Raw genomic sequence first — 25,206 nt, 5'->3', positions numbered from 1 at the left:
CCGCCTATCCATTAGTGTTATTAAATACATCGTCTGATACATTAGCCAATACATCGTTGAAAGTCTTTCCTGTGAATTCATCAACAATTAGCTCATCTGTTTTCCTTGTTTTTCTTAATTCCTCGATCGAACTCTTGAAGGATTTCCTAAATATCTCACCAAGTTCTTTCACTAAAACAAGTGTTTTCTCAGTTTGTTCAGAAACGGGAATGAGTGAAAAATTCGAGTTTTCGCGTAGCTTGTGTAATGGTAATTTATTAGCCATTTCAGGATTAAATGTTCTATATAGTATATTTACAAGTGCCTCTGTATCAACAAATTTCAAACTTCGACCAACAGTTGATAAAGTCTGATTGTAATATTCACCTTTACTAGTTAGGTGCATAAATGCGATTTGAATCATTGCATCTAGTTTCTCGTCTTCTTCATAGTCATTGACTTCTTCAAAATACACTTTATAGGACAGACCAACATACGCCCTGGGCTCGAATCGTTCCTCTTGTCTTTGATATTCACTAGTGTGCTGAATTATTTCTAGTGCACGTTCTTTTAGGGCAATTTGGTCAGGTTTCGACCAACGTTCCTCAGTTTGTCTTATCAACTTCTTTGTGTATGTGGACATATCAATCTTCTCTGATTGAACATAAAAGTCAGTTCTATTTCTGTTATCTAACGTCGACAAAAATTGTTGACGCATTGCTTGATCCAGTTCAAGTTCTTTTGGAGACTTCAAATAGGGGTTCATAGTCGATTGTTCATATAGAATTTCAAAACGATAACCATTAGGAATTTCATAAATAACCATTGAGTCCCGGATGTACAATATTCCCATCTCAAGTAGAAAATCAATAAATGGGACAAAATCACTAAAGTAATATTCGCCGTCCCTAACTACTTGCATTAGATCATCGTAATATTCCTCATCATCTAATTCTTTCTTCTCAATTTGTTCGATAAATTGTTCTTCTAGCTCAGTATTCTCACCTTTTTCATCAAGGTCTTGAATTTCTTGGCCCTTTTCATTGCTATTCTCTTCCATTACATACTCCTACAAAAACTCTTTACTATAAATTATAACATTTTAAAAACCTTTCTATATACATCTAATAACCTTACTGCACAAAAAAGACCAGCCAAGCCGGTCTATATGTATGTAGATGATGACGAATCATCATCTACGAAAATATCAAATTCTATTAATTAAAGAATCCTGCTAACAAATCCATCTCCTGTATTCCTTTTTTCTCATTTTTAACAAACTCATACTGTATTTCACCATCTTCAGTGAATGAAAATAAATCAGTAACATCAACAGTCACCTGGTTAGTTATCGAAGCAGATTTCGGCAAAGTCTGTGTTACATTGTTAGTTTGTCTATCTACATCGCTTTGTCTATTCAGACTATTTGTATCTTCAACTTTTTGCTTTTTTAATTCTGCCTTCGTAAACTTTGGTCGATGATCAACTGGCTCTACCTCTTTACCTATATGATCCAGTATCCAAAGTTCGGAACTAGATTTTTGGCCAAGTTTATCATCTAATTTTTCCTTCCCCTGAATGACTTTTAATACCTGATCGGCTAATGAACCGCTTTCTTCCCCACCTAACATGGCCGATAGACCATCAGACGATGTGTTTCCATTTATTAGGTTAGTAGCTTGCTGTTTTTTAGCAATCAAAGCAAGTAAGATTTTCTGATAAGATTTTTCACCTTCGTATGCCAAATAATATGTTTCAGTTTTTCTCTTTTGGCCTATTCTTGAAGCCCGCCTTGCAGCTTGTGCCACATCAAAGTATGAATACCCCAACTGGTAAAACAATAATGTTGGTGTAGAAATTAAATCAAGACCAACCTTAACTAGTGAATAATTAGTAATTATTATATCCACATGTTTTTTTACGACTTGGTCCTCTAACCATTGACTCCGTTTCGTCAAAGCAGTTGTATTTGATTTAAGTACACTAACCTTGAAGTCTCTATCCGAAAGAATTTTTGTCAATCGCTCAGGCAAACCATTGTTCACGTCTTTGATATAAACGACCATTGGTCTATCCATTGATTTCTCAAGTTTAGCAATTGCAACTAACTTTTCTTCTTTAGGTAACAACTTGTCCTCTTGCAGAGTAGACTTAGAACGAGCTGATTCAGCATCAAACACAATTTTTTCGTCTATTCGAACTTGCTTATCAGTGAATGGATTATCAGGAAATGACAGTGAAACTTCCATTTCCCTCAACATGGCCTGAGAGTATTTGAAATTATCGGAGAATTTATTTAATCCTTTTCGATAATTATCAAACTGATGAGTAGTTTCTTGCATCACAGCACCAAGTTCATGACCATAAGGTACATAAATGGGCTGCATTTCAACGTGCTCTACCGCATCTGTCCATACATCTTTCAAACTCATATTAACCGTATTTTGTAACAAAAATTTACCAAATACAATTGGCGAAATTCCAGGTAATTTTTTTATCCTGTTCATGGAAGTAGTTTTACCACGACTTGTTAATTTATGCCTTTCATTTCCATTCGCATCTTTGTACACGATCTTTTGAATATTTCCAAAGTCACGTTCCCACTGTGTTACATTCGAATATTCATAATTATTCTGTGACATAAGATTTGGGAAAAGCCGCCATAACGTGTAATACACATCTGATGCAAAACCTCCAAGTAGAGTTCCAGTTCCACCAATTATATGTTTTGCACGTTTTGCTAATTGACCCAAAGCCGCTCCCTGCGACGAGTTCCCAGCTTTTAGTTCATGGATTTCGTCCACGATACCAAAATCGAAAAAGTCTTTCATCTGTTTAAAAATATAATATGCAACGCTAAGACGTCGATAAGCAGTCTTTGAATTAGAAAAGTCGAATTTGTCACCAGATTTATAAAAGTTCTGTTCCGACCTTTGTCTATGAAGGTTCAGCAAGTATTCAGCCTGACGAATATTATTACTTTCAACCGACTTAACATATTTTTCTTGGAAAATACTATTAAATTCAGAGAAACTTTTATATTTCGTTGGGACCTTCGGAGTCCACATGACATTCCCATCAAGATCTTTATAGTTCTTTGAAGTTACTGATTCCAAGTCTTCCGACGTTAGTGGAACCATGCTCTCTACTTTAACCTGCTGCTTACCTTCCTCATCCGTGACCATCTCAGATTTAACATCTGTCACTAATACTTTTCCAGTAATAGGTGATCTAAACACCTGAGACTTTAATTCACCAACTAGTCCGGTTGACTGGCCAAGTTTTCCGTCAACAATTTCAAATTTATCTGCCATTTTCAACGTAGATTTAACTCCAGCAAATGCCATAGAGTAAGAATTTCGGCTCAACTCAAATGAAAATATTACAAATGTTGGTCTATCTGGTTTTTTACTTCCTTCACGAAGCCATTGTCTATGAAATTTTATTAAGTCAAATGTATTTTTCAACACTATTGACTCAACATCTGGAATTACAACCTTCAATTCACTTGCCCACTTATCAGTCATAATGGAAGGTGAGTCAATAAACGCGAAGTACCCCTTTTGGCCTCTAGATAAAGCTGTAACTTGGGCTATTGCGCTCATAACAATTGTTTTACCTGTACTCATCTCTCCTTGAACAATAATGGCCTTCTGCTTCGCATTAAATGCCGTCACAACCGAGTTAACGATTTCTTCTTGTTTAGGATAAAGTTTCAGGCCTGGTTGCAATTGCGAAATTTCATCAGTATATCCTTCATCTTGACCAGGTCGATATAGCGGTTGATATTCATTACGAACAGTATCGAGTAAGACGGGACCTTGTTCAGCCATGTACTCATCTATCAACTTAATATCGGACATCGCGGATCCGTCACCTCTATCAGGTAATTTTATTAAACCTTCATTCAGCATTTCATTCAGAGATTGAATTGCTTCATCAGGACTAATCACTAATTTCCCGGCATAGAATGGTGTATCAATTGCTTTCCTTTGTATCCAACTTTCATATTCAATTAATTCGTGTTTATCTACTAAATACTTAAATATTGGTTCTTCCCACTCTTCGAGAATTGGTATTCCAAATGGTGCATTTCTTAATTTGTTGGCAATAATTCCATACCGTTGCCCGGCATTAGATGTTATATAACCTTCATCAATTAATTGAGTGTTATAGGCTACAAGAATATGTCTTCCGTTGTCTTCTCTAACAAAATTAAATGCTAGTTTACCAGCATCACTCGCTGGCCTTGAAACAATCGCTCTATCATATTTTCTCGCCTTTAAGTCATAATCATTACTATCTTCATCCCAATTAGCACCTTGAGCATAAACCTTTGTATTCATAGATAAAATACTTCTTAGAGCTTGCAGTTCGGAAGATGAACCACCAAATACACCAAATACTAAAGCAAACTTTTCATAATCAAGTTTATCTAATGTCAAAGACAATATCTGAGCCTTAATTAACTTATCTGCCCCTTCATAATACAAAAAACTTGCATCGTCTTCGGTACCCTGCTGATTTTCAGCATGATAATCGCGTGTATAATTCCAATTTGTTGTGAACACAAAGTTGTTAGTAGTAATCTTTTCAGTCATAATGTCCTTCTTTCAAAAAAAAGGGACAATTATTAAACCCAATAGGGATAATAATTGTCCCTATTGGGTTTAAACTAAAACTTTAATTAATAGTTTTTACACATAAATGTTCTCATTCTTCAATTTCATCAACATTCCGTTCTGGTTCCGGCATTTTATTATAAAGCCTTCTAAATCCAAACGCCTTTGTAGCAATTACGAAGCTCGCCTGACGTGAGGTGGTTTCAATTTCTTTGATACTTGAAACACGACCTTCGTTATCTGAACTAATTTCACTTCTCGTGCTAGTCGATACGCTCTCAGATCCTTGAGCTAAATGAAATGTACTACCTTCACCAAAAGATCCCTTTGCTAAACCAGACATTATCATCACACCTATTTGCCCCGAATTAATTAATGATTTGGGTCTATTAAGTGGATTGCTTTGGTCTAATGGTTTAGAACTCTCAACAAAGCGTTCAAACAAACTTTGTAGTGGAGCAGAATTACCAACTCCTTGATAATCTTCTGGATAATCGACAACTGATGAAAACGTATATTTTCCCTGTTTTGAAAAGGGAACTGTCCATTCGTGGTTAATATCACCAATAGTAGGTAAATACTCTTTAACCATCTGGTGGATATCGCCAAATCGGGTAGATCCTAACTCATTTAGCTTTGAAAATTGTTTTCTTAACAACACATCATTGTCTTGATATTTTGGGTCAATAACAGTTTGACTACGTCTCTTTTTACCAATAAATATAACCTGTTCAAAATCTTCAAACTGCTCATCATTAAAACGCATAAGCATGCCATCTTCGTACAAACTCAAAAAGTGGTTTTGAAACTTTGGTAATGTAAATCTATCCCATCTATCAATAAATACGTGTATACCAGTTGCTTTCAGAACATTTGTAGCTCTATCAAGCACAGTGTATTCAAAATTATTACCATCTCCATCTGCTAAATATGGAGGGTTACTAAAAACAAAGTCAAACATCTCTGGAGACAAACGAGTTTTTTCAATTGGTGAATGTAGAACATGGTTAAGCACACTTTTTGCTTCACTAGCTCTATACGCATCTAATTCAACCCCAAACGTATCCATCAATTCAACATTCACATTTTTAGAATTATTAACGATATAAGCTAATATTTTCCCTTTTCCGGCAGTTGGATCAAATAATCTATGGTAAAAATTTTCGTCAGATGGGTCTCCCCAATTCAACAATTTGTTCACTAGAACATCACCAACACCAAATTCTGGTGTCGCATAATATCCCATCATCAGTTGATTTCCGATTCGTCCACTTCCATTGTTTATTCTCATAATCATTCTCCTTTAGATAGTTGTGTAACTATTATTCTTTGATGCAGGCAAATTATATTTTGCATTTAGCTCACTTCCTTTGCATTGCTCCCTAGCAACTTCTGTACTAAGCATGTTTCCAAGCAGCACATTAGTTGTTTCGATTGCGGACATGTATAAGTCGCTGGCCAAGGATGAATCGTCAACATTTTCTGCAAGATTAAATAATTTTTGTACTGAATTATCCAACATAGCTTTAATGGTATTCGAACTACCTACACTAATCGAAGTGTAAGTAAAATTGATTACGTCATAATACTCTTGGATACTCTGTATGCGATCTAATTGACTATGCAATTTCGCCAATGTAATTAATTCACCTACTAATGTGTTATTTTCTAGTGAGCTAACATCTTGGCTCATAAATTCTCGCAACTTTCGTTGTTTGATTTTTACAGCCTTGTGTAACACTGAAAATACAAATTGCTCGTCTTCTTTAAAAGTCATAATATCCTCCAAAAAGGACCAACTAAAATTAGTTGGCCCGCTACTCATCTAAAACAAATAAATTTCATCATCATAAAACTCATTCACAACCTTACTTTTTAAAACACTAAATATCTCGATATTTTGCGATTCAAAACGGTTTATGATTTTCTCACAATACTCGTGCGATTTTTCAATCATGATAGCAAGATAGCCACTTAATGCAGCTGAAATACCGGTGCTGCCTGAACCAGCAAACTGATCCAATACTACAGGCATATCAAACCTCGATTTTGGTAGCACGTATGCTAAAATCTCCGAAATTAATTCAACTGGTTTCTCACTCTGATGTATTCTTTCTAGGCGACCTGGAGGCTGAACATCAAAAGCTGTAGGCAACATACCCGAAGTACCAGACATATAATGTCTTTTACCAGGTTCTGCCAAGTCCTTCTTTTTGTCAGCCCTCATAGATACAGCCTTGCCTTTGGAGAACATCCAAATTTGCTCTTTATTCTTTGCTTTCCGACCTGTATTAGAAACAAAATTGCCTTTCTTCCAATCAACCTCAGTGTATATCTGAAAGCCAACCTGAGTTGCAAATTTGATAACTTTAGTTACATAGTCAAAATTTTCTGCATTGAATTCAGGCAAAAATTCAACCAAGAAATGACCTGGTTTCAAAACCCTGTACTTTTCAACAAAGTCTTGCATTGTATATTGAAACCCTTCGTAATCTGCAAAGTTCCGATTTCCACCTTTTAACGATTTCTTGTCAAAAGAATATGGATGATCAGTCAAAATCAAGTCAATAGAATTATCGTCTATAAATGAAAGATCACGGCCATCCCCTTCTAATAAGAAGATTTTTGCTGCATCATCAGACACTGCGTATACTCCTCGCTCAATGCGTTCAAAGGTTGTACCCAAATTTTCATATATACGAGCTCTTACACTAGTCTCATTACTGTCATTATTGGCTGTATATGCTTGTTTCAAAGTGAATTGAGAATCAACAAATACTGCAATTAATTTTGTGACAATTGTTTTGTTAGTCATAATTTTCTCCTATTGGGTGCTCCCAACCCGTTCATCAGTCTGTAATCGCCTGACTGCGTATTTAAATTCCACTTCATAAATTTTTAAAGCATAGATACGTCAACGCCATGATAACGAAGATAATTTTTAAGATCCCAAAAGTAGTTTGTCGAATAAATTACTTTATCCGTTTCTTTTTCTCGGTCTCGACATACATAGAAATTTGCCGCTTTATCGACTTGTCTTTCTGTAGAAGTTATCTCCTTATACTGAACAATTCTCAAACCTATTGCTTTAATACTGTAATTTATCAATTCAAGTTTATGAGTGATATTTAACTTTTGCTTGGTATTCATAATCTTTTCTCCTGATTAAGCTTTTTGATGAAGTGATAATTAATATTCTCCAAAGAAATCAAATATTGACCGATTCGAGTACTCCGTGAAGTAATTTGCATCCCAATCTAAATCTGCCCATGTAATCAAAGATTCTTTGTCTTCTTCATTTTTCAGATATAGAGTGAAATCTTGAATTGTTATCTGTGATATTAGATCTCCAACGGTTCTGATTGGCTTGTGACCTTCGTTGAAATTCTTTTCTGCCAACGAAATCTGTTTTTCCCAATCTTGAATTTCTAATTCATCATAAATATCTTCATTAGCTTTTTTAGACACAAAATATTCCTTCAACACTTCCGGATCCATCATTGGCCTAATATCTTTGCCTAATATGTCCTCATTAAGGAGGAACGAAAACTTGTCTGACATCTTGTCGTATTCAGCGCCGTCAAGCGCTTCTAAACGCGAGTCAAGGTCATTTTCTGTTTGTGAAGTTTGAGGAAGATTAATCACTAATGTCCAACTATCAGAGCCATCCGAGGATGGTTGAACATCAAACATTGATACAACACCGACTGCTACAGTAAACTTATCCATAATTTTTCTCTTTTCTATAATAAAAAACCGAGTAGCATAGCTATCTCGGTTTGAGTTATTTGTATACTTTTTTAAATCTAAAGAGTTTCCAGGCTTGGCCAATAACCATTGGCTAATAAATCATCTATTCCTTTACCATTTGAGCCATCCCAATCGGCAACAATTAATGTGACATCCATAATTCTTAATGCCTCAATTAATTCATTACGTCTTGCAGCAACAGTTTCATTTGTTTTCCAATCAGAGTCATAAGCGACGATTACACGCTTGACCTGTGACTCTTGAAGAACATCAATGAACTTTCTCCAAACAGCTGTACCGGCAACAGCAATTACTGTTAATCCATAGTCATCAAGAAAGCGAGCCAGCTTGTCTTCCTGGTTTGGCAATTTTGTAATATCAGTTGCGATATTTACTAGTTGTCGCACCGCCACCTCTGACTTCAAGCCACCTTCGGTTAGCCAAACTGTTTTTGTGCTCAGCTTGCCGTCTTGTTGCTCCAACCTTTTCATTCCAGCGGTAGGCAATGCAAAGTTTACTTCTTGTGAAACACTAGCTCCATTATTTTCACTCGATGATGATACCCAAAAATATTTTGATCCGTTACCTGTATAATTTGCACTTCTTAGTTGAATACCAACTATTTGAAGCGAATTATTTCGATAGGGGACCATTAACATTGAATCACCATCTTTAAGTGAATTCACGCGCTTTCCATCTTTTTCGTAGGTCAGCGAACTATAACCAAAAGATACCAGTGTTTTGTCTCCAAAGACTTGTTCTGCAAAGCCTGGTACGCCTTTCCAAATGTCAGAAGGTAAATTATTTTCAGCAAATATTTTTGACCATCTATCAATCGGTTTTGTTGAAACTAAAGAACCAAATAGTTTACCGTCTACATCTTCATTGTTCAACCCGCGTGCAAGAAGATTTTCTCTATCTTTCTCAACTAGCGGATAATATTTCAATACTAATCTATAAACGATATCCCTTGTAGAAGCATCAGCCAAAGGAAGCTGTTTGATTGTGGGGATATTATTAAATTTAACTGGTTTAACACTGATGTTTGATTTCTTACCAAAATAATGATTAAAACCTTGCTTCATTCTGGTTGGATAGACATCTTCACCATATATTGATTCCCCAGATAAATCGTGATTGCAAATAACTGCCATGCCATCATCTCTGACCTCACACCAATTATTCTTTTTGCCACCTTTACCACAAATCGGACAAACTCCTTTATCGATTACATACCAGAAATGTTTTTTTACTACTTTGCCCTGTTCATCAGTAAATTCACCACCCCCACGGGGATGCGTCATTCTACTCAAATCTGAAACATCTATTTCAAGTATACTTTTAGACATAATTTCTCTCCCTAACTTGTTTTACTCTAGCGATTAGCGTGCTAACTTTGTTAGCATCATAACCTTGGAATGTTTCAATCAGATTTGACAAAATAACAGGTGTTTTGAAATCACAAACATTTTTTAATGTTGCTTGCGCGTCCTCATCACCTTGAATATCAATCTCGGCTATTTCAAGACCTGCGTCTTTAAATGCCTCAATGATTTTTTTTGCCTCGTTCTCATCACTCCCATTTTTGAACAAAACTACTTCATTCATAATTTTTCTCCAATTTTTTAATTTTACATTCAGTCAACAATATAATATTTGTTCACTTTGTTTTGTGTTACATTTTTTTTGATTTTCAAATCAAGATTGATTTGTTTCTGTCTTATTGAACTCAACAGATCTTCCACCTTATCTACAGCAATACGAATTTGTACAGCTAATAAGTCATTGATATTCTCAAGGCGCTCATACATCTCTCTTAGAAATTTATACTCTTCCCAGTTTGAGAAATTAACTCCATTTGTGACAATATCAAATTTTGGATAGAAACCATTAACATTCTCTGACTTTTTCAAATACATGTATCCTGGTAAATCCCCAGCTCCACGTTGTCTCACAGTACCGTTTGCCTTAATCGGTGTATCTCGATCAAGATACTCTTCAAATTCAACAGCTACTCCTCCCACAACTTTTCCATCAGAATTCTGAAATATTGAAGCTCTAATATCAGCCATTACGCATAATATCGTTTCAGGATTACCAGTAATACCAAATCTTTCGTCAAAAACCATTTTTGGCAATTCTGGAAATATAATTTCATTCAGTACATTATTTTCCATTATTCACCAGATTTCACGACTTGCTTTGGATGCAAATAACTGCCAAGATGGATCATTGCACCAAGCCAATAGCCCACGACTTCCATTCTACTATTCAAAAAATCAATGTTATGACCATCAGTTCTTAGTTCCCAGTCATATTCTTTAGTTTGAATATAGTCTGGGAATTTTGACTCTAGAATACTCATAGATAAATGAATTCTTGTTGTCATAAAGGATGCATCAATTCTTGACTCATCATCAATTTCAAACAACGAAATTTCCTGATCTCCATGAATTACATTCCATTTCAGTTTCAACTCATAACAGTCATTCTCAAATAACTTCACGTTAGTCTGAGGCCAATCTGTCGATGTACTAAAGATACTTAGCGTATCCTTGATTCTATCCGAAAAAAATTTTGAGATTGCAAATGCACTCATAACGTATCTCCTCTTCAATTGCTGATTTCCTATGAAATAACAATTAAATTGGCTCTCCAAAGCTATCAACCTAGCTGACATAACTTTTTAGTAAATAATTTTGCGACGATCAACCTTTATAACTAACTAATTAATTAATATGTTATAATTTACCTAAGTTGTATTAGGTGGCTGATACAGTTCACTAAAAAGTTGATCATACTGTCAATATGATCAGCTAAATAGGTACTTAGTACCGCAATCAAAACGGCTTTTGCGTTCTCTGCAAAGTCGTTTTCTTTTTGCGGTCCTTTACTATCATGATACATTGGCATCACTCCTTTCAAAGTGTTTCCATGCCAGCCGCACCTCCCTTCCGGGTTGATAGCTTTGGACAGCCAACCTAAGTTGCCTTGGTTGGTTAATCTTCTAATTACTTTTTATCGTTATGATTACGCGGTTTTACGATTTGATCGTAAGCCTTTGATACGAATACAGCGAACAAAGCAATAATCAAGTATTTAATTAATTCAGTCATAATTTATCTCCTATAAAAAACATCTAAAATCAGAAATTAAAATGGCAAATCATCATCTGATACATTTACCTCAGTCGCCCCGTTAAATCCTCCAGGGTTACCCTTGTTTCCATCAAATCCAGATCCAAAATTACTATTTCCGCCTGTATTAAAGCCATTATCACTACCATTACCAGCGACATTGTTTCTGGCATTGTATTGACCATTACCATTAACATTGCCGTTAGCATTGTTTCCGGCATTATATTGACCATTATTAGCTTGCGAATTATTTTGTTCTCTATTTGTTTTCCGTGCCATATTATCGTTTTTCGACTCAAGAGGAGTAAAGTTTTCAACAATAACTTCCGTGATATACCTACGTTGACCACTTTGATCAGTATAAGACCTAGTTTGTAGCCTACCTTCTATTCCAACCAAAGAACCTTTTGAAAAGAAATTCGAAAAGGTTTCAGCGGGTTTGCGCCAAATTACTCCGTTAATAAAATCTGCTTCTCTTTCGCCATTAGCGTTAGTGTAAGACCGTTCCACAGCAAGAGTAAATGAGGCAACAGCGGCTCCATTTTGTGTATACTTTAGCTCTACGTCTCTCGTCAATCGTCCTGTTAATGATGTGCTATTAATCATAATTTGTTTCTCCTTGATCTTTTGTTTATTACATTTCTAATAACGAATTTACAATTTTTAAATCATCTTCATTTTTAGCCGCATAACGTGATGACATTACGAATTCACCTTGCTCCGTCAGTTGCAACGCGACTTTTTGAAGGCCCTGAACAAAGTAAAACATAGGCTTTTTATCCCAACGTTTAACTCGGCCTGAATCAATTATTCTTTTTGTAAGACTACTCATTGAATCTTGACCAATCTCACTTTGTGCCTTCAGGTCTTCTAAAATACTCAATTTCTTTTTCCAAGTACGAAGCTTGGTCTGAGAATTTGAGGTCCAATCCCCTTTGGCTTTTCGCTCAATCTTTTCAAGTTCTAAATCAGCAATCATCTGTGAAATCATTTCGATGTTTGCGACATTATTAAAGTCGACGTTACCATCTTTTCTACGTCCAGAATCCTTGTTATCAGACCACTGTTGTAGCTTCTCCACATATTTCTTCTGATCTTCTAATTCGATATCCAAACTAATTACCTTATTATGATAATGTTGGACGTCTCTATAGATGTTTTTCCGCCCAATTATGTTAGGCTGCCCAAAAGGAATTTCATTTGAAGCTTCACGAGCAAGCCTCTGTGCATTTTCAAGTTCTGATTCCAAATTGTGCATCTTCTTAATAGCAATTTCTAAACGTGTACTCATTTCAATTCTCCCATTAAATTCTCGATAATTATTCTTACCAAATCTCATAAAATCATTCCAAATATGAAATAATTTTTTCTCCAAACAAAAAGCACTCACCAATATTAAATTGGTCAGTGCTTAGAATATTTTAAAAATTTAGTATCTTTAATATCAAAATTACAAGAACGACAAGGCATATCAGTATAAATGCAAGATACGCCAGTGTTACTGGTAATTGTTTTTGTGCTGGTAAACTTGATACTTTCGTTTCTACAATGCTTGTTAATTTGCGAAATAGATATGCCAATATGAATGAACATACCACTACAATCATTACAAAAACAAAAGTCATCTTAGTCACCTTTTCATTAAATATACTAACTATTTTAGCATATATCCAAGCACTGTTATTTCATTTCCATTTTATTTCTTAAAGCACGGACAATATACAATACAATACCTCCGACTAGAACGAAAATCGCTGTATTTTTCACAGAGGAAACTGATGAATAAGCAGTAATTGAAATGTCCGAAACTAATATTACGATGAACGTTAAAACTAATGTCCACGCGACGTTAATTCTAGCCTTTTCATTACCAATTATTCTCGCAATTATCGTTGGCGAGACCAATTGTATTAGCAATGTAACTATTACTAATCTTGGATGTGTTGTATATTGTTCCTCCGCGTATTTTAAGACTGTTGTACTCACCAAAATGGATAATACAATCACAACGGAAAAGTGTACTAAATTTTTCATTAGGTTATTCATAATTTTTCTCCTTTACTCTTTAACAAGTATTAATCAACTATAAGGTTCCTAAGAATGAGATCGCCGACATTTCTGTCGTAGCACCATTCTTTAAGTTTGTGTACGCAAATTTTAAAGTTACATTTTGCTTATGCAACACTTTCTCAACAACGTCGAACACTGTACTGTAGTGTGTAGCCTTCTGCAGGTTTTGAAAATCGTTATCATCAAGCAAGCCTCGTTCAATTAACGGATTAAGAATATTCGCAAATTCGTGAATGGTAAAATCGTCAGGATTGAAAATCACCTCCCAATCATTCTCAACATTTAGTGGAGAATATATATTAGGTAGTAATTCCTTGGTCCTGAAAATTTTACCTGGATCAACATCTGGCAATGTAAAAGAGAACCTGACAGTTGCAAAATTTGCACGGCCGTAATCCGACTTTTTATCAATGAGTCTTTTTAACTTATCAATATTTTCTCTTTTTATGCCCTCTGCAAATCTTGCATTACTGGAATATACTCCATGTTTCAAAATATCAAGTGTCGTATATCTATCTGGATCAACCTGTTGCATATACTCAGCGAGACTTTTTGCAAGTTTCATAGCATTTGGAGATTTATCATCTTTCAATGTTTTGCCAATATACAACATTAGGCCCATCCGGGTCTTTGTATTTTTTTCAATTTCAGCACCCTGTATTTGACGATTGGAATAAACACTATCATTCTTTTCGACCAAGATAGAAGCCAAATTTCCATAGAATACATTGCCCACCGAATCAGGTTTCAACTCCACAAGTTCTTGTATGCTTGCATTAGGAAAGACACTTGTACTATTAACAGTCTCAAAAAATGAGTATGTTTTTTTAGTTACGAATTCATCACCACCGTCAGTTTGGGTCCTTTTCACAGTACTTTCTTTTATATACAACTCAACATGTATTCTTGACTCTATAAGATCATGTAAGCATATTGAAATTGAATTTAAAGAAATTTCTGATGGCATACTAACGTGTTTACCTGTCTGCATAATAAGGCGTTCGAACACTTTATTTAGGCGTTCAAATGGCTCTTTATCATACGTAGACACGATAGGCACATTAATTTGTCTATCATTGCTAAACATATTCTTAGAATTCGTGTCCCGGAACTTCCCAAAAATTGTCTGTTCCTCCTGGCCATTAAGTGTATACTCTGAAATTCCTATACCAAACAATTCACCAATAACTGTAGGTAATTTTTCTGCTAAGTAATTTGACATATTAATCCTCCAATTGCACTAAGTTGAATTCGGCATTAGCGTTTAGAAATTGATAGACTTGAGCATACGCATACTTAGCTTTAACTTGCGATGATATCTCTATCTTTCCGCTGTCAGCAAACCATACGTACTTTCCCTGATCTTCATTCTTCACTCCATACCGTGCTGCCCTGACGCTTTTCAACTTATTATTTTGTATCAGCTTCGCAAGCTCGTTTACGGTAATTCCGTAATCGCCACTTATAAGCTCCTGACTCGGCGTTTCCGCATGCCAATGTAATAGTTCGAAAAGTCGCCAAAAAAGCTCCTTAGCACTGCCCACAGCCGTGATTGGTTCCTTCTTTAAGACAACCTTCTCAGCAAGACTCACCAAATCATCAACAAGATCCAGTTTGTCATGATAAGAATTCACAGTCTTATAGTCCTTACCTGCTTGACCGCGTTGATAATGATACGTGTATTTTATAAACCGCATATCTTTTTCAACTTCAATCGCGCTAATCACAATATTTTTAGCTAAACGCATAATAATTCCTCCTAATTTTAAACATAATTGTTCCTCCCTATAAGATTTAAGTAGTACAAAACCACTTAGCATCGCACTCAAAACCACCTTTGATAGGAGTTTTAAGTGAAATGCTAAATAGTCCTATCAAAGTGTCGTGATTTTTGAGCGCAAAAAAACACCAGTCAAAAAAATTCAACTAGTGTCTATAAATCTAAATTAAAAAATGCAGCTAAGTAAAAATAATGAATGAAAGTACGTAAATATCGTGACATTAACATTCTAGCTGTTGTGTTGTTCAACACAAATATGACCAAAAAAGGGCATATCAAACAACATAAAAATTCTCCACCGTCTGGCTAATTGACGTCCAATCATAATAATCTCCTGCAAAAAATAACTGTTAGCCCCGTATTCCTTATTACCAGTTACTAGCATTGATTGATAAATTATGTCTCCATAAACCAATTATGTCCAATCATAACGAAAATATCGTTGATAAATCTTTTAAAAATAACACTTTGGAATATCCATTCATTAATTAAACTAATTAAAGAATAAATTAATTAAGTGCTCATCTATAAGGATAGATAGAATAAAAAAATAAATTAAAGATGTTACTACTTTAGTATACCTTTGAATAACCTTTTTTAAAAGTATTTGTTGTAATATTACAAAAGATCAACTACAATTAAGTTGTTGCATAATATTTCCCCGAATATATGCGAGCCCTACAATTAGCGTGGGTGATAAATCCAATTATTCTTCTTCCGAACAGCCATTTGATTTAATCAAATGGCTGTTTTATTTGTATTGATTCTAAAAGTCCAATAATATAGTTTTCTACAAAAAAAAGATACAACAGACTCTATCTGATGCATCTTTTAAACTATTTAAGCGCCCATACCGAAGGATGCCTTCACAGATGCAACTACCGCCGTCATCGCCGCTGAAATAGCTGGTATTGCTTCGGGTGCAAAGAACATTCCTACGACACCTACAATAACCACACCTGCTATGGCAAAGTTTCCAATGTTTACACCGTTATCAATGGCAGTATTATAATCTGCAACACCTTCGCCATTACCGCTAATTTACAATTAAATTTTTATGTTTTTTTGTACTAAAAAAGCACACCATCTCTGGTGTGCTTAACGTGCTTTAATTCAATAAAACTTTAAATCTCACGCTTATTTTTCTTTCCTACTACCGCAGCTCCAGCAAGTGTCAAAGCTCCTACTACTTCCTCAACTAAGAACCAACTATCAGTCATTCCTGTGTCAGGCAGAGTTGCTTGACTAGTACCGCCAGCTCCGCCAATACCTGCAGCTTGAACGCCAGTATCTGAGTTTGGTAGCATAGTAGCCTTTGTGCTTGGTGAATCGTTCACAGCAGCCTTTGTTGAACCACCGTTGTTTTGGGATCCCGCATTATCGTTACCATTATCGATTGTCTTGTCGGCTCCGGGAGTGGCTTTATCAACCGCTTCCATAGTATAAACAGTATCGCCCTTAGCTGTTTGCTTAGTGTTTACCAAAACGTATCCATCAACATCTCCAACTACTGCAGTTCCTACAACAGATTTGATTTCCTTACCACTTTGATCATTCCAAATAGTCTTAATTTGATGATATGGCACATTAATCACTGATGACTCTGACATAGCTGTCAGCCCATTAACGGGCTTAATTGTAGCGTATGAAGGTGTCAGTAATTGATAACCATCCACCTTTGGAGCATTAACCTCAACAAAATTATTCTTAACCACAGTCATTGTGATCTTGCCAGTAACCAAATTCTTCATGTATTTGAAACTAGCAGTTTGAATATTTGAATCAGAGATTTTCTTACCATTCTCATCCACAAAATTCACAGTTTGAGTGACTTCGGCAATGCCAGTCTTATCATCGACATTTGAAGGTACTCCCTCATCTTTCGATGTAGCTGGGACCTCTTTTTCAACTAAGTAATGATAGATATCACTATTCTTGTTTCCAAACTTACCGGTCAAACTGTCTTGATCTGAAGCTTTAGAGGTATCGTCACCGTAACCTAGAGCACCGAAATCTGGTAGATCAAATTTATGATCACTACCTGGTGTTCCAGCCTTAGTTTGTGCCAATACTTCAACCTCTTTACCCGTAGTTGAGTCAATAAAGTGTTGAGTAACTGTTGTATCAACAACTGGATTACCAGTTTCACCCTTATTGTCGCCTGACGTGTTATCAACAGGTTGAGAATTTGCGTTACTATGCGCCGCTGAACCTTGTGATTGAGCTTGTGATTGCGAACCTTGTGACGAATTTGATCCTGCTTGGCTAGTACCCGAAGTATTGTCTACTACATAATCCATAGTCAAATTAATAGACTCCATATCGTCTTCAATGTATGCGCCACCTTCACCAATTACGACCTTAATTGTCTTACCTGATGCAGTTTTAAACTCGGTTGAACCATTGTTGATGGTATTTGCGAATTTATATCCTGGAATATTCTTCAATGGGATTTTAAATCCTGCGTTTGGATCATCCCCCGCTGCAACAGTATCTGAAACTGTTCCCATAATGAAGTCTGAATTTGCGATTGGAGTACCGGCTCCCTTGATTGCATAATTGATTTGCATCAATGCTGGTTTATTCGCATTTAATTCATCCATAATCATTTGGGCGGTAACATCAGAATTACTCAACATTGCCTTTAATACTGCTATTGCTTTGTCCACATTAGGAGTTGTATAAGTCGCAGTAGATGCCAGGTCAATGAAGTACTGTGCATCCTGTTGTGCGGTAGCTAAGTTCTCAGTTCCAGAGGCATTTGAATTATTTGATGATTGGCTTGCTCCAGCACTATCAACTACTGATGATACTTCTGAACCGGTAGCACCTTGCTCGGCATATACAACGTTGACAACAGCATTATCTCTTCCAAGTGATACCTTTAGATCACTAACGCTAGCATCTGATGAAATAAGTTTCATGCCTGACAATGTTGGAACTGAAACTTCATTCAAGCTATCCTGCAAGCTGCCTCCAACAATACCTCGGTTGAAAGTAGACTCCATTGAATCAGAACTGATCAATGTTGGTGTCAACGTTTGTGAGTCCACTGAGTTTGCCTTATCTACTGTCCAAGAAACTTTACCTAATGCAACATCAATTGTTGCATGGTAAGCAACTTGTTCAACATATTTAGGACTTACTACCTTACCATTTGCATCAACATAATTAATCGTACGTGATACTACATGGTTATGATTACTATCCAAAGTCATTCCATCCGGTAGACCTTTATCACCAGTTACTGCCCCACGAATTACATGCTTTAGCGGAATAACAAACTTTTGCGTGTTACTTGTATCTGTATCATACGCAAAATTGAGTGTTTTTCCGTTATCTGACAATGACAAACCGTTTGCTTTGGCCTTAGCTTCATCAATCATAAATCCAGCACTAGCGAAGTCCCATAGACCTACACTTGCCTGAGAACCTGTTTTACCTGCAATATTCTGGGTTTTAGAACTCAAATCAATCTTGTTACCGCTCTCATCTTCATACGAGATTTCAGCTTTTTGCCCTTGGGCAATTTCAGTGATAACCACTTCCGATGATTTGGTGTCTGGCGTAACCTTCATTGCTTCCACAGACGACTTATCTGCAGTATAACCATTCATCTCAGGTACAGTATATGCCTCAAACATCCCCTCACTTGGAGTATAAGAGACCGTTCCTGTTGTAAGATCGAGTTGTGCATTGAATTGTACCTTCTGAGGAATACTAAACAATGCGTCACCGTTCTCATTTACAACCTTAATCGTGCGCGTAACTTCATAATTTCCCTTTTCATCAGGAGTTACACCTTCGGGAAGCCCTGTATCTCCATTTTTTGCGGGGATATATTGATGTGTTAAATGGATGTAGTACACATGTGAACCTGTCACAAATGTTGCCTTCGTTCCATCAGAATTTACAACATCAGTTACTACATTTCCAGCAGCACTACCATCAGTTGTGTCTACGTATGAATAATGATTTTTTGAAATATCAAAGTCCAAACTTTGATTTACAAACTTTTGACCTTCATCCCCACTAAACATTTGCTCTGTCTCAGGGATAATCTTGCCTGTTACATCATCATAGTATACAAACATTGTTGAATCCTTGTAACCATCATACGTTACAACTTCATCCTGACTTGGTGTCGTCAAAATTGTAGCATAATTTGTCACTTGGCTTTGCGAAGCATTATGCCCCTTAATAAATGGTGATGGCACATCGTTCATTTCCATGCCTGATGTTAATCCATCATCACCAAGACCGTAAGCAATTTCATTCTTAGTATCTGATGTAACACTCTTGACTGAATTTGGAATAGTAGTCAGCGTAGTCATATCACGATAAACTACAAATTTAGTCATTTTTTCGACTGGATCATAAATTCCATGATACACAACTGTCTGTACTACGTCTGGAGCTAAAGTAACTCCTGTAGTAGACAGATAGTGAACTGTACGCGTGATAACTTTGTTACCATCAGCATCAAGTTCAACACCATCAGGAACACCCGGTTGGCCAGTTTTGGCATTTTGATAATCATGCTTTAGTCCAAAATTGAAATTTTGATCTACATTATCGTCATCGTCCATATCAAATGTCCATGACTTGTCATCCGGATTATATTTACCATCTGATGGTAAGTTAGAAGGATCAATCACATAACCATCTGGTGGCGTCAACGTCACTGTTTTATGTTCGCCAGTCGAACCAGTGATAACCTGTCCAGGTATATTGTCATGTGGATTGTTTGAGTCCTCATCATGATAAGTGATGTTAGCTTTTTGGTCATCAGCGAAGTAAGTCACTGTCTTCTTTGAATTATTCGAAGAAGGTGTAACTTCTCGACCTGATACAACACTCTCTGAAGGTGTGTAACCTTTAATAATTGGTGACTTAACATCAGCTGTTTTCACACTAGCTGGGTTCCAATCAATATCTCCGGTTACCTTGTCCTTCCAACCATTCATCACTGAATTTTCAATTGATGGATTTGCAGCTTGTTGTCCAGCTTTATCCCCAGCATTTGCACCATAAACGTAATCAATTTCAGTAGAAACGCTGACGTTACCGTTCTTATCTGGCAAATTTGGTCCAGGAACATCATCCTTTGTTACTGGTCCACCATCATGAATTACATAGAATACAACATTTTGATTAGTTGCATCATCATTGTCGAAAGTTAAATTGATTGCTCCGTTTGTTTGCGCACCAGCAGATGTCTCAATAACTTTGTATCCCTTATCTTCAAGAGCCTTGATCTTATCCTGAACACTTGTTTGCAAACCTTGGCTAGTAATTCCAGTCAATGTATCTTGATAGGCAGTTAATTCATTGCCATCCTTTTCATCGAAGCCATCTTTTTGTCCCTTCGGATCATTACCATTTCCATCGCCCATATACTTCGAATTAACATCCACAAAATGTACATTTGCTGATTGGTGGTCTCCATCGTACTGAACTAGAATATGTTCATTTTGCAAAGCAGCAACAATATTGCTATCAGGCGTTCCCTTTGGGAAGGTTACAGCAATAGGTTGTGTGAATGATGACTGATTTGAATCAGGCGTAAATCCTTTGATTTCAGGGGATGGTACCGCTGATTCAAATTGACTAGTATTTGGAGATAATGTGATAGCTCCAGTGACTTCGTCAATAGTTTTTGTCCATACAACGTTCATTGTATGACTTGGCGCTGCCGTTGTACCAGTCAATGAACTTCCGACATCACCGAATTTATAATCTACAACATATTGTGTTTTGGCAAATTCAGTAACATTATTTTTGTGGCTTAGATGAATATCAATTTCTTGAACTCCACCTACTCCATCAGATCCTACATAAGAAATCTTTGAACCAAAGTTCTGACCGTCCGTAGTCATAGAGCCTACACCATCTGCTGAAGTGCCATACAAAAGTTGTACAGGCTCAGATACCATATCAGAAATCACCCACTTGCTAGGGTCTGGATTAACTACAGTATAGCTACCCTTTCCGTTTGTGATGGTATCAATCGTTTGGGTTGTACCAACTTGCGTCCCACCAGTAGTATCATCAAGGTACTTTACAATCACCTTGGCAGTCGCAGGTGTGTAAGTCACCAACTTCACTTCATTTGAAGGCAAGACAGTTTGTGTTGACCTTTGATTCCATGAACCAGACGTAACCGCTTCTTGATCTGCTACATAACCTGGGACTTTTGGAGAAGTTGTGTTCACAATATCATAATCTGGAGTATAAACATGAGTGTCTGTCAACAAGTCATGTGAATCAGTCCAGTTCACACTTTGAGTAACTGAGTGAACGTATGCTGGTAATTTAGACCCATCGGAAGTCTTATAATTAACTGTATAGTTATTGGTTGCAACACCATCCTCAGTTGCATGAACCAAATGGACAATTACTTTTTGAGTATCTCCTTGGCTATCCTCGTTGTTATCGAAAGTATAAGCCAATTTACTAGTTCCAGTTGTCTCGTAATAATTTTTATTTACAGACAAAGGCTTACTTGTGGCATTGATACCAGATGTATCAGTTGAAAGGCCACTTCCAACTAATTCATAACCGTTTTTAACGGTACCTTTATCTGCTACCAGTTGGCCATTGTTTGCCCAACTTACTTCGTAATTTTTCGGAATCGGCAAGACAACTGTTCCGGACTCACCAGACAAACCGTTAATTTCGTTAGACAATCCCATAGACTTAACCTGATCATCAGATAAGTATGTCTTGGTAGTATCGTCATAATACTGAACTTGTAGCTTTTGTGGATAGGAAATATTCCGAATAGTTTGACTTAAATTACCATAGCTTTGAATACCATACGTTGCTGAACCATTGTACTCAACAAAACTCATCCCAATATGGGTTCCAACTGTCACTGAGATAAATGCTTGGGCTCCAGCTGTTTTCCCACCGCCAGTTTGAAGTCCCCCATTATATGTTTGAGTAGAAGCATCATAAGTTAGTGCAGATCCAGCTAGAACGGCTGTAGGAACACCTGTCTGGTACTGAACACTTTGTCCCTGATCTAAATCAGTGATCATATCCATCGTTACTAATGTAGCTGGCTTTCCATCAACATACCATTCCAGGTCGCTTGAAAGTCCGACACCATTATATGAAATACCTCCAGCACCAACGAACCAGAATGAACCAGTATTTGGTAATGCAGATAGTCCTGATCCTCCATTTACACCAGTAATTTTAATATCGGCCGAAATAGCTTTACCTGACACCGTAGTTCCAACTTGCCCTAAATGAATGACTGTCCCAGTTTGCCAATCGGCAACAACTGCATTGTTATCACCTGTATTTGCACCAGCAGCCGAAAGATATGCATCTTTTGATGCACCTGTCCGCACATCCTGTCCAGTAACTTGAACATTCCCGCTATTGAATGAAAGACCGTTGTCATTGACTAACATGTCCTCCATATTTTCTTGCGTTAGCTTGCTACCAGGGGTAGGCGTAATCGTCAAAGTAGGGTTGAATCCTTGCTCAATTTGTTGAGCCGAACCCTCTGATCCCCAGTTAATATTTGCAGCAGTCGAATTATTTCGAGAACCACTCAATGTAATGCTGATACCACTTGGATCAGTTATTGTCCCACCATTTAATCCATCACCAACAATTGGGTCAACAATGTTTCGGAAGTTTGAGCTCAAGCCAGCCTTAGTAATAGCGGCAATCGCGTCGTTATATGCTCCAAGCCCAGCTGACTTATCAACGGAAACAATCAGATCTCCATAAGCATCAGTTTGGTACTTGATTTTGTCAATATTTGGCAACTTATTCAACGCTTCATCAGCTCTAGCCTTTACATTAGCATCGGCTCCGAAAGAGTCCTCTTCGACCATTGCAGCGGCTAATTGAATCTCTTGATTCATAGTTGCGATAATACCTGCCGTAGCAACGATCAATGAGCTTGCTGCTTCATTATCACCCTTGGCCATATATTCATCAGCTTTTTTTACGTTGTCTGCAACAACACTACTCTCAGTCTCTTGATGTTGACCTAAAGCGACAAAAGCGTCATTGGATACAAATCCTGCAGCTTTATTAGCATTTCCATCTTCAATCGCCATCGAATCGATTGCAGATTGGGCTGAGGCAGCAATACTCGAAAAGTTACTTGCTTCAACATGTAACGAACTTGCTTTATCAGCTTCTTGTGATTGACTTGAAGATTGTTGTGATGAAGCTGTTGATGACGACTCACTCGTACTTGCCGTTGATGATGTCTCACTGGTATTCACTGTTTCAGAATTAGTCTGTGAGCTGTTTTCAGATGAACTTGTCGAATTAGCACTGGTTTCACTTGATTTTGTAACTGTAGTATCAGTTCCTGCTTTGACTACTACCTCAGAATGATCACCTGTCGTATTACTACTTGCATCAAGGTTGTCTCCAGAAACATCTGAAACTTTGCTACTCGATACTTCAGTAACACTAGTGTCACTATTCTTACTTCCTGTTGCATTTTGCACATCAGCACTTACAAAACTTGTGTTTACCAGAACACCTGTAATAGCCATAGTTGAAGCAGTTGTTAAAAATTTCCCAACCTTTATCAACTTATATTTGCGATTTCTGGTCATATCCAATTCATCATGCTTTAACATAGCGCGATGGGATAGCGTCTTAGCCGTCATACACTTTCTCCTTTTTCCAAAAACAAATAATTTTACAAATAGCCCTAAACGAAAGACTTACTATTTTATTATATTATTTTACTCTTCATATAACAATGAAAAACCTTTTAACAACCTTTTTAAACATAAAAAAGGAACATTTCAAATGAATTGCTCCTTTTTGGTTTATATTTCACGTTGACATTTTCACCAAATCAATCATAGGCTTGATAAATGATTCAATTGAAGCACCGATTTTTGGTATCTTAAACATCTCGTTTATTTGACAATTATCTAACAAAGTCAAAAACTCATATAGACTATATCCATAAGATTCTAAAGTTCCATCTGATGTTGAAATAGATTCTGATGCATATACCTTTTTAAAACAAAAAAGAGCACAAAGTGCTCTTTCATTAACTTCTAAATTATCCAGCAAAATCAATTAACACTTGCACATTCCCATCTTTATCCAAGCCAATTCCAAATCCAACTGCAGTATATGCAGAATTTAGCATAGTTTGCTTATGAGCTGAGCCTTGGGTCAAGCTAGTAGTTCCTTGATATCCGACTGGCTGCCCGTCATTTCCAAATAAGGCAATTAGAGTTTTTGCAATATCTGAAATTGTTGAATTGTTATGTTCAGCTTCATTTAATAAGTTAGCATTCATAACTTTTTGCGAATAGGTAATACTATCCTTGGTATTAACACTTTCAGACAAAACATCATTAAGCATTACACCATAACTTGTACCTGAAATGGTAGCATTCTCTCCAATCTTGCTAAAATTGGTACTCATCAAAATATCAATTCCATGCGTATTAAAGTATTGATGATCTGTTGCAGATTGGTTTGCTACGTCAACACCCCATTGCATGTTTGTATCTGCAAAATTTTGAACAACATCATCTTTTTGAAGCGGAGCTACTCCATAATGCGCGCGATAGTCATTTATTTCCGTTAACATTGCATCCTTAATTTGCATGGCAACGGAGTCGTTAATGGAATCAATTGTAGCGTTGGTCTTACCAGTAAATGACCCATTATCTGACCCTGTTTCACTACCTGTTTCACTACCTGTTTCACTTCCAGTTTCGCTCTCACTTGTGCTCGTTCCTGTTGTATCACTCCCAGTTTCACTTTCGCTTGTGCTAGTTGTGTCGCTTCCGACTTCACTCTCACTCGTGCTCGTTCCTGTTGTGTCGCTTCCAGCCTCACTTTCGCTTGTGCTAGTTCC

17 protein-coding genes are annotated in these 25,206 nt (G+C 36.7%); all 17 read right to left on the bottom strand.

Annotated features, from left to right (window positions below; all coding sequences use genetic code 11):
* Nucleotides 1–4: 4 nt before the first annotated feature.
* Nucleotides 5–1,039 (bottom strand): hypothetical protein, encoded by a 1,035-nt coding sequence (locus ESZ50_RS02225; RefSeq protein WP_148621975.1) that lies wholly within the window; start codon nucleotides 1,037–1,039, stop codon nucleotides 5–7.
* A gap of 157 nt (nucleotides 1,040–1,196) precedes the next feature.
* A complete protein-coding gene (locus ESZ50_RS02220; protein ID WP_148621974.1) occupies nucleotides 1,197–4,580 on the bottom strand; it encodes a helicase C-terminal domain-containing protein in 3,384 nt (1,127 codons plus the stop codon).
* A 112-nt stretch (nucleotides 4,581–4,692) separates the two neighbouring features.
* Nucleotides 4,693–5,892, bottom strand: coding sequence for a DUF6094 domain-containing protein (locus ESZ50_RS02215; protein WP_187387523.1), 1,200 nt, complete (start codon nucleotides 5,890–5,892; stop codon nucleotides 4,693–4,695).
* Between the two features lie 12 nt (nucleotides 5,893–5,904).
* Nucleotides 5,905–6,378 (bottom strand): hypothetical protein, encoded by a 474-nt coding sequence (locus tag ESZ50_RS02210; RefSeq protein WP_148621972.1) that lies wholly within the window; start codon nucleotides 6,376–6,378, stop codon nucleotides 5,905–5,907.
* Between the two features lie 48 nt (nucleotides 6,379–6,426).
* Nucleotides 6,427–7,416 carry a DNA-methyltransferase gene (locus ESZ50_RS02205; RefSeq protein WP_148621971.1) on the bottom strand — a complete coding sequence of 330 codons (990 nt, stop codon included), beginning with the start codon at nucleotides 7,414–7,416 and terminating at the stop codon, nucleotides 6,427–6,429.
* A gap of 83 nt (nucleotides 7,417–7,499) precedes the next feature.
* Nucleotides 7,500–7,751, bottom strand: coding sequence for a hypothetical protein (locus ESZ50_RS02200; protein ID WP_148621970.1), 252 nt, complete (start codon nucleotides 7,749–7,751; stop codon nucleotides 7,500–7,502).
* Nucleotides 7,752–7,790: 39 nt separating this feature from the next.
* Nucleotides 7,791–8,330: a hypothetical protein gene (locus ESZ50_RS02195; protein WP_148621969.1), complete on the bottom strand. Its 540-nt coding sequence runs from the start codon at nucleotides 8,328–8,330 to the stop codon at nucleotides 7,791–7,793.
* 77 nt (nucleotides 8,331–8,407) lie between these two features.
* Complete coding sequence (locus ESZ50_RS02190) at nucleotides 8,408–9,700, bottom strand: DUF3854 domain-containing protein (protein WP_148621968.1); 1,293 nt, start codon at nucleotides 9,698–9,700, stop codon at nucleotides 8,408–8,410.
* Complete coding sequence (locus ESZ50_RS02185; RefSeq protein WP_148621967.1) at nucleotides 9,693–9,959, bottom strand: hypothetical protein; 267 nt, start codon at nucleotides 9,957–9,959, stop codon at nucleotides 9,693–9,695. Before ESZ50_RS02185 ends, ESZ50_RS02190 begins: the two co-directional genes overlap by 8 nt.
* Nucleotides 9,960–9,988: 29 nt before the next feature.
* Nucleotides 9,989–10,528 (bottom strand): hypothetical protein, encoded by a 540-nt coding sequence (locus ESZ50_RS02180; RefSeq protein WP_148621966.1) that lies wholly within the window; start codon nucleotides 10,526–10,528, stop codon nucleotides 9,989–9,991.
* Complete coding sequence (locus ESZ50_RS02175) at nucleotides 10,528–10,950, bottom strand: hypothetical protein (RefSeq protein ID WP_148621965.1); 423 nt, start codon at nucleotides 10,948–10,950, stop codon at nucleotides 10,528–10,530. The genes ESZ50_RS02180 and ESZ50_RS02175 overlap by 1 nt, the downstream gene beginning before the upstream one ends.
* Before the next feature lie 553 nt (nucleotides 10,951–11,503).
* The gene (locus ESZ50_RS02170; RefSeq protein WP_148621964.1) at nucleotides 11,504–12,094 is read right to left on the bottom strand and encodes a single-stranded DNA-binding protein; all 591 of its coding nucleotides are present in this window, start codon (nucleotides 12,092–12,094) and stop codon (nucleotides 11,504–11,506) included.
* A 28-nt stretch (nucleotides 12,095–12,122) separates the two neighbouring features.
* Nucleotides 12,123–12,779: a hypothetical protein gene (locus ESZ50_RS02165; protein WP_148621963.1), complete on the bottom strand. Its 657-nt coding sequence runs from the start codon at nucleotides 12,777–12,779 to the stop codon at nucleotides 12,123–12,125.
* 792 nt (nucleotides 12,780–13,571) lie between these two features.
* Nucleotides 13,572–14,780 carry a hypothetical protein gene (locus tag ESZ50_RS02160; RefSeq protein WP_148621962.1) on the bottom strand — a complete coding sequence of 403 codons (1,209 nt, stop codon included), beginning with the start codon at nucleotides 14,778–14,780 and terminating at the stop codon, nucleotides 13,572–13,574.
* A 1-nt stretch (nucleotide 14,781) separates the two neighbouring features.
* Nucleotides 14,782–15,306 (bottom strand): hypothetical protein, encoded by a 525-nt coding sequence (locus ESZ50_RS02155; protein ID WP_148621961.1) that lies wholly within the window; start codon nucleotides 15,304–15,306, stop codon nucleotides 14,782–14,784.
* Nucleotides 15,307–16,462: 1,156 nt separating this feature from the next.
* Nucleotides 16,463–23,989 carry a mucin-binding protein gene (locus ESZ50_RS02150; RefSeq protein ID WP_148621960.1) on the bottom strand — a complete coding sequence of 2,509 codons (7,527 nt, stop codon included), beginning with the start codon at nucleotides 23,987–23,989 and terminating at the stop codon, nucleotides 16,463–16,465.
* 407 nt (nucleotides 23,990–24,396) lie between these two features.
* A partial coding sequence (locus tag ESZ50_RS11605; protein WP_187387522.1) for a CAP domain-containing protein occupies nucleotides 24,397–25,206 on the bottom strand: 810 nt, incomplete at its 5' end.

It is taken from the genome of Weissella muntiaci (assembly GCF_008107635.1).
Taxonomy (GTDB): domain Bacteria; phylum Bacillota; class Bacilli; order Lactobacillales; family Lactobacillaceae; genus Weissella; species Weissella muntiaci.
Note: the sequence above shows the minus strand (reverse complement) of the source record. Positions and strands in the feature narration are given on the sequence as shown.

Coding starts and splice junctions, on each gene's coding strand:
- ESZ50_RS02225 (WP_148621975.1), bottom strand. CDS start 1,039: ATGGAAGAGAATAGCAATGAAAAGGGCCAAGAAATTCAAGACCTTGAT.
- ESZ50_RS02220 (WP_148621974.1), bottom strand. CDS start 4,580: ATGACTGAAAAGATTACTACTAACAACTTTGTGTTCACAACAAATTGG.
- ESZ50_RS02215 (WP_187387523.1), bottom strand. CDS start 5,892: ATGAGAATAAACAATGGAAGTGGACGAATCGGAAATCAACTGATGATG.
- ESZ50_RS02210 (WP_148621972.1), bottom strand. CDS start 6,378: ATGACTTTTAAAGAAGACGAGCAATTTGTATTTTCAGTGTTACACAAG.
- ESZ50_RS02205 (WP_148621971.1), bottom strand. CDS start 7,416: ATGACTAACAAAACAATTGTCACAAAATTAATTGCAGTATTTGTTGAT.
- ESZ50_RS02200 (WP_148621970.1), bottom strand. CDS start 7,751: ATGAATACCAAGCAAAAGTTAAATATCACTCATAAACTTGAATTGATA.
- ESZ50_RS02195 (WP_148621969.1), bottom strand. CDS start 8,330: ATGGATAAGTTTACTGTAGCAGTCGGTGTTGTATCAATGTTTGATGTT.
- ESZ50_RS02190 (WP_148621968.1), bottom strand. CDS start 9,700: ATGTCTAAAAGTATACTTGAAATAGATGTTTCAGATTTGAGTAGAATG.
- ESZ50_RS02185 (WP_148621967.1), bottom strand. CDS start 9,959: ATGAATGAAGTAGTTTTGTTCAAAAATGGGAGTGATGAGAACGAGGCA.
- ESZ50_RS02180 (WP_148621966.1), bottom strand. CDS start 10,528: ATGGAAAATAATGTACTGAATGAAATTATATTTCCAGAATTGCCAAAA.
- ESZ50_RS02175 (WP_148621965.1), bottom strand. CDS start 10,950: ATGAGTGCATTTGCAATCTCAAAATTTTTTTCGGATAGAATCAAGGAT.
- ESZ50_RS02170 (WP_148621964.1), bottom strand. CDS start 12,094: ATGATTAATAGCACATCATTAACAGGACGATTGACGAGAGACGTAGAG.
- ESZ50_RS02165 (WP_148621963.1), bottom strand. CDS start 12,779: ATGAGTACACGTTTAGAAATTGCTATTAAGAAGATGCACAATTTGGAA.
- ESZ50_RS02160 (WP_148621962.1), bottom strand. CDS start 14,780: ATGTCAAATTACTTAGCAGAAAAATTACCTACAGTTATTGGTGAATTG.
- ESZ50_RS02155 (WP_148621961.1), bottom strand. CDS start 15,306: ATGCGTTTAGCTAAAAATATTGTGATTAGCGCGATTGAAGTTGAAAAA.
- ESZ50_RS02150 (WP_148621960.1), bottom strand. CDS start 23,989: ATGACGGCTAAGACGCTATCCCATCGCGCTATGTTAAAGCATGATGAA.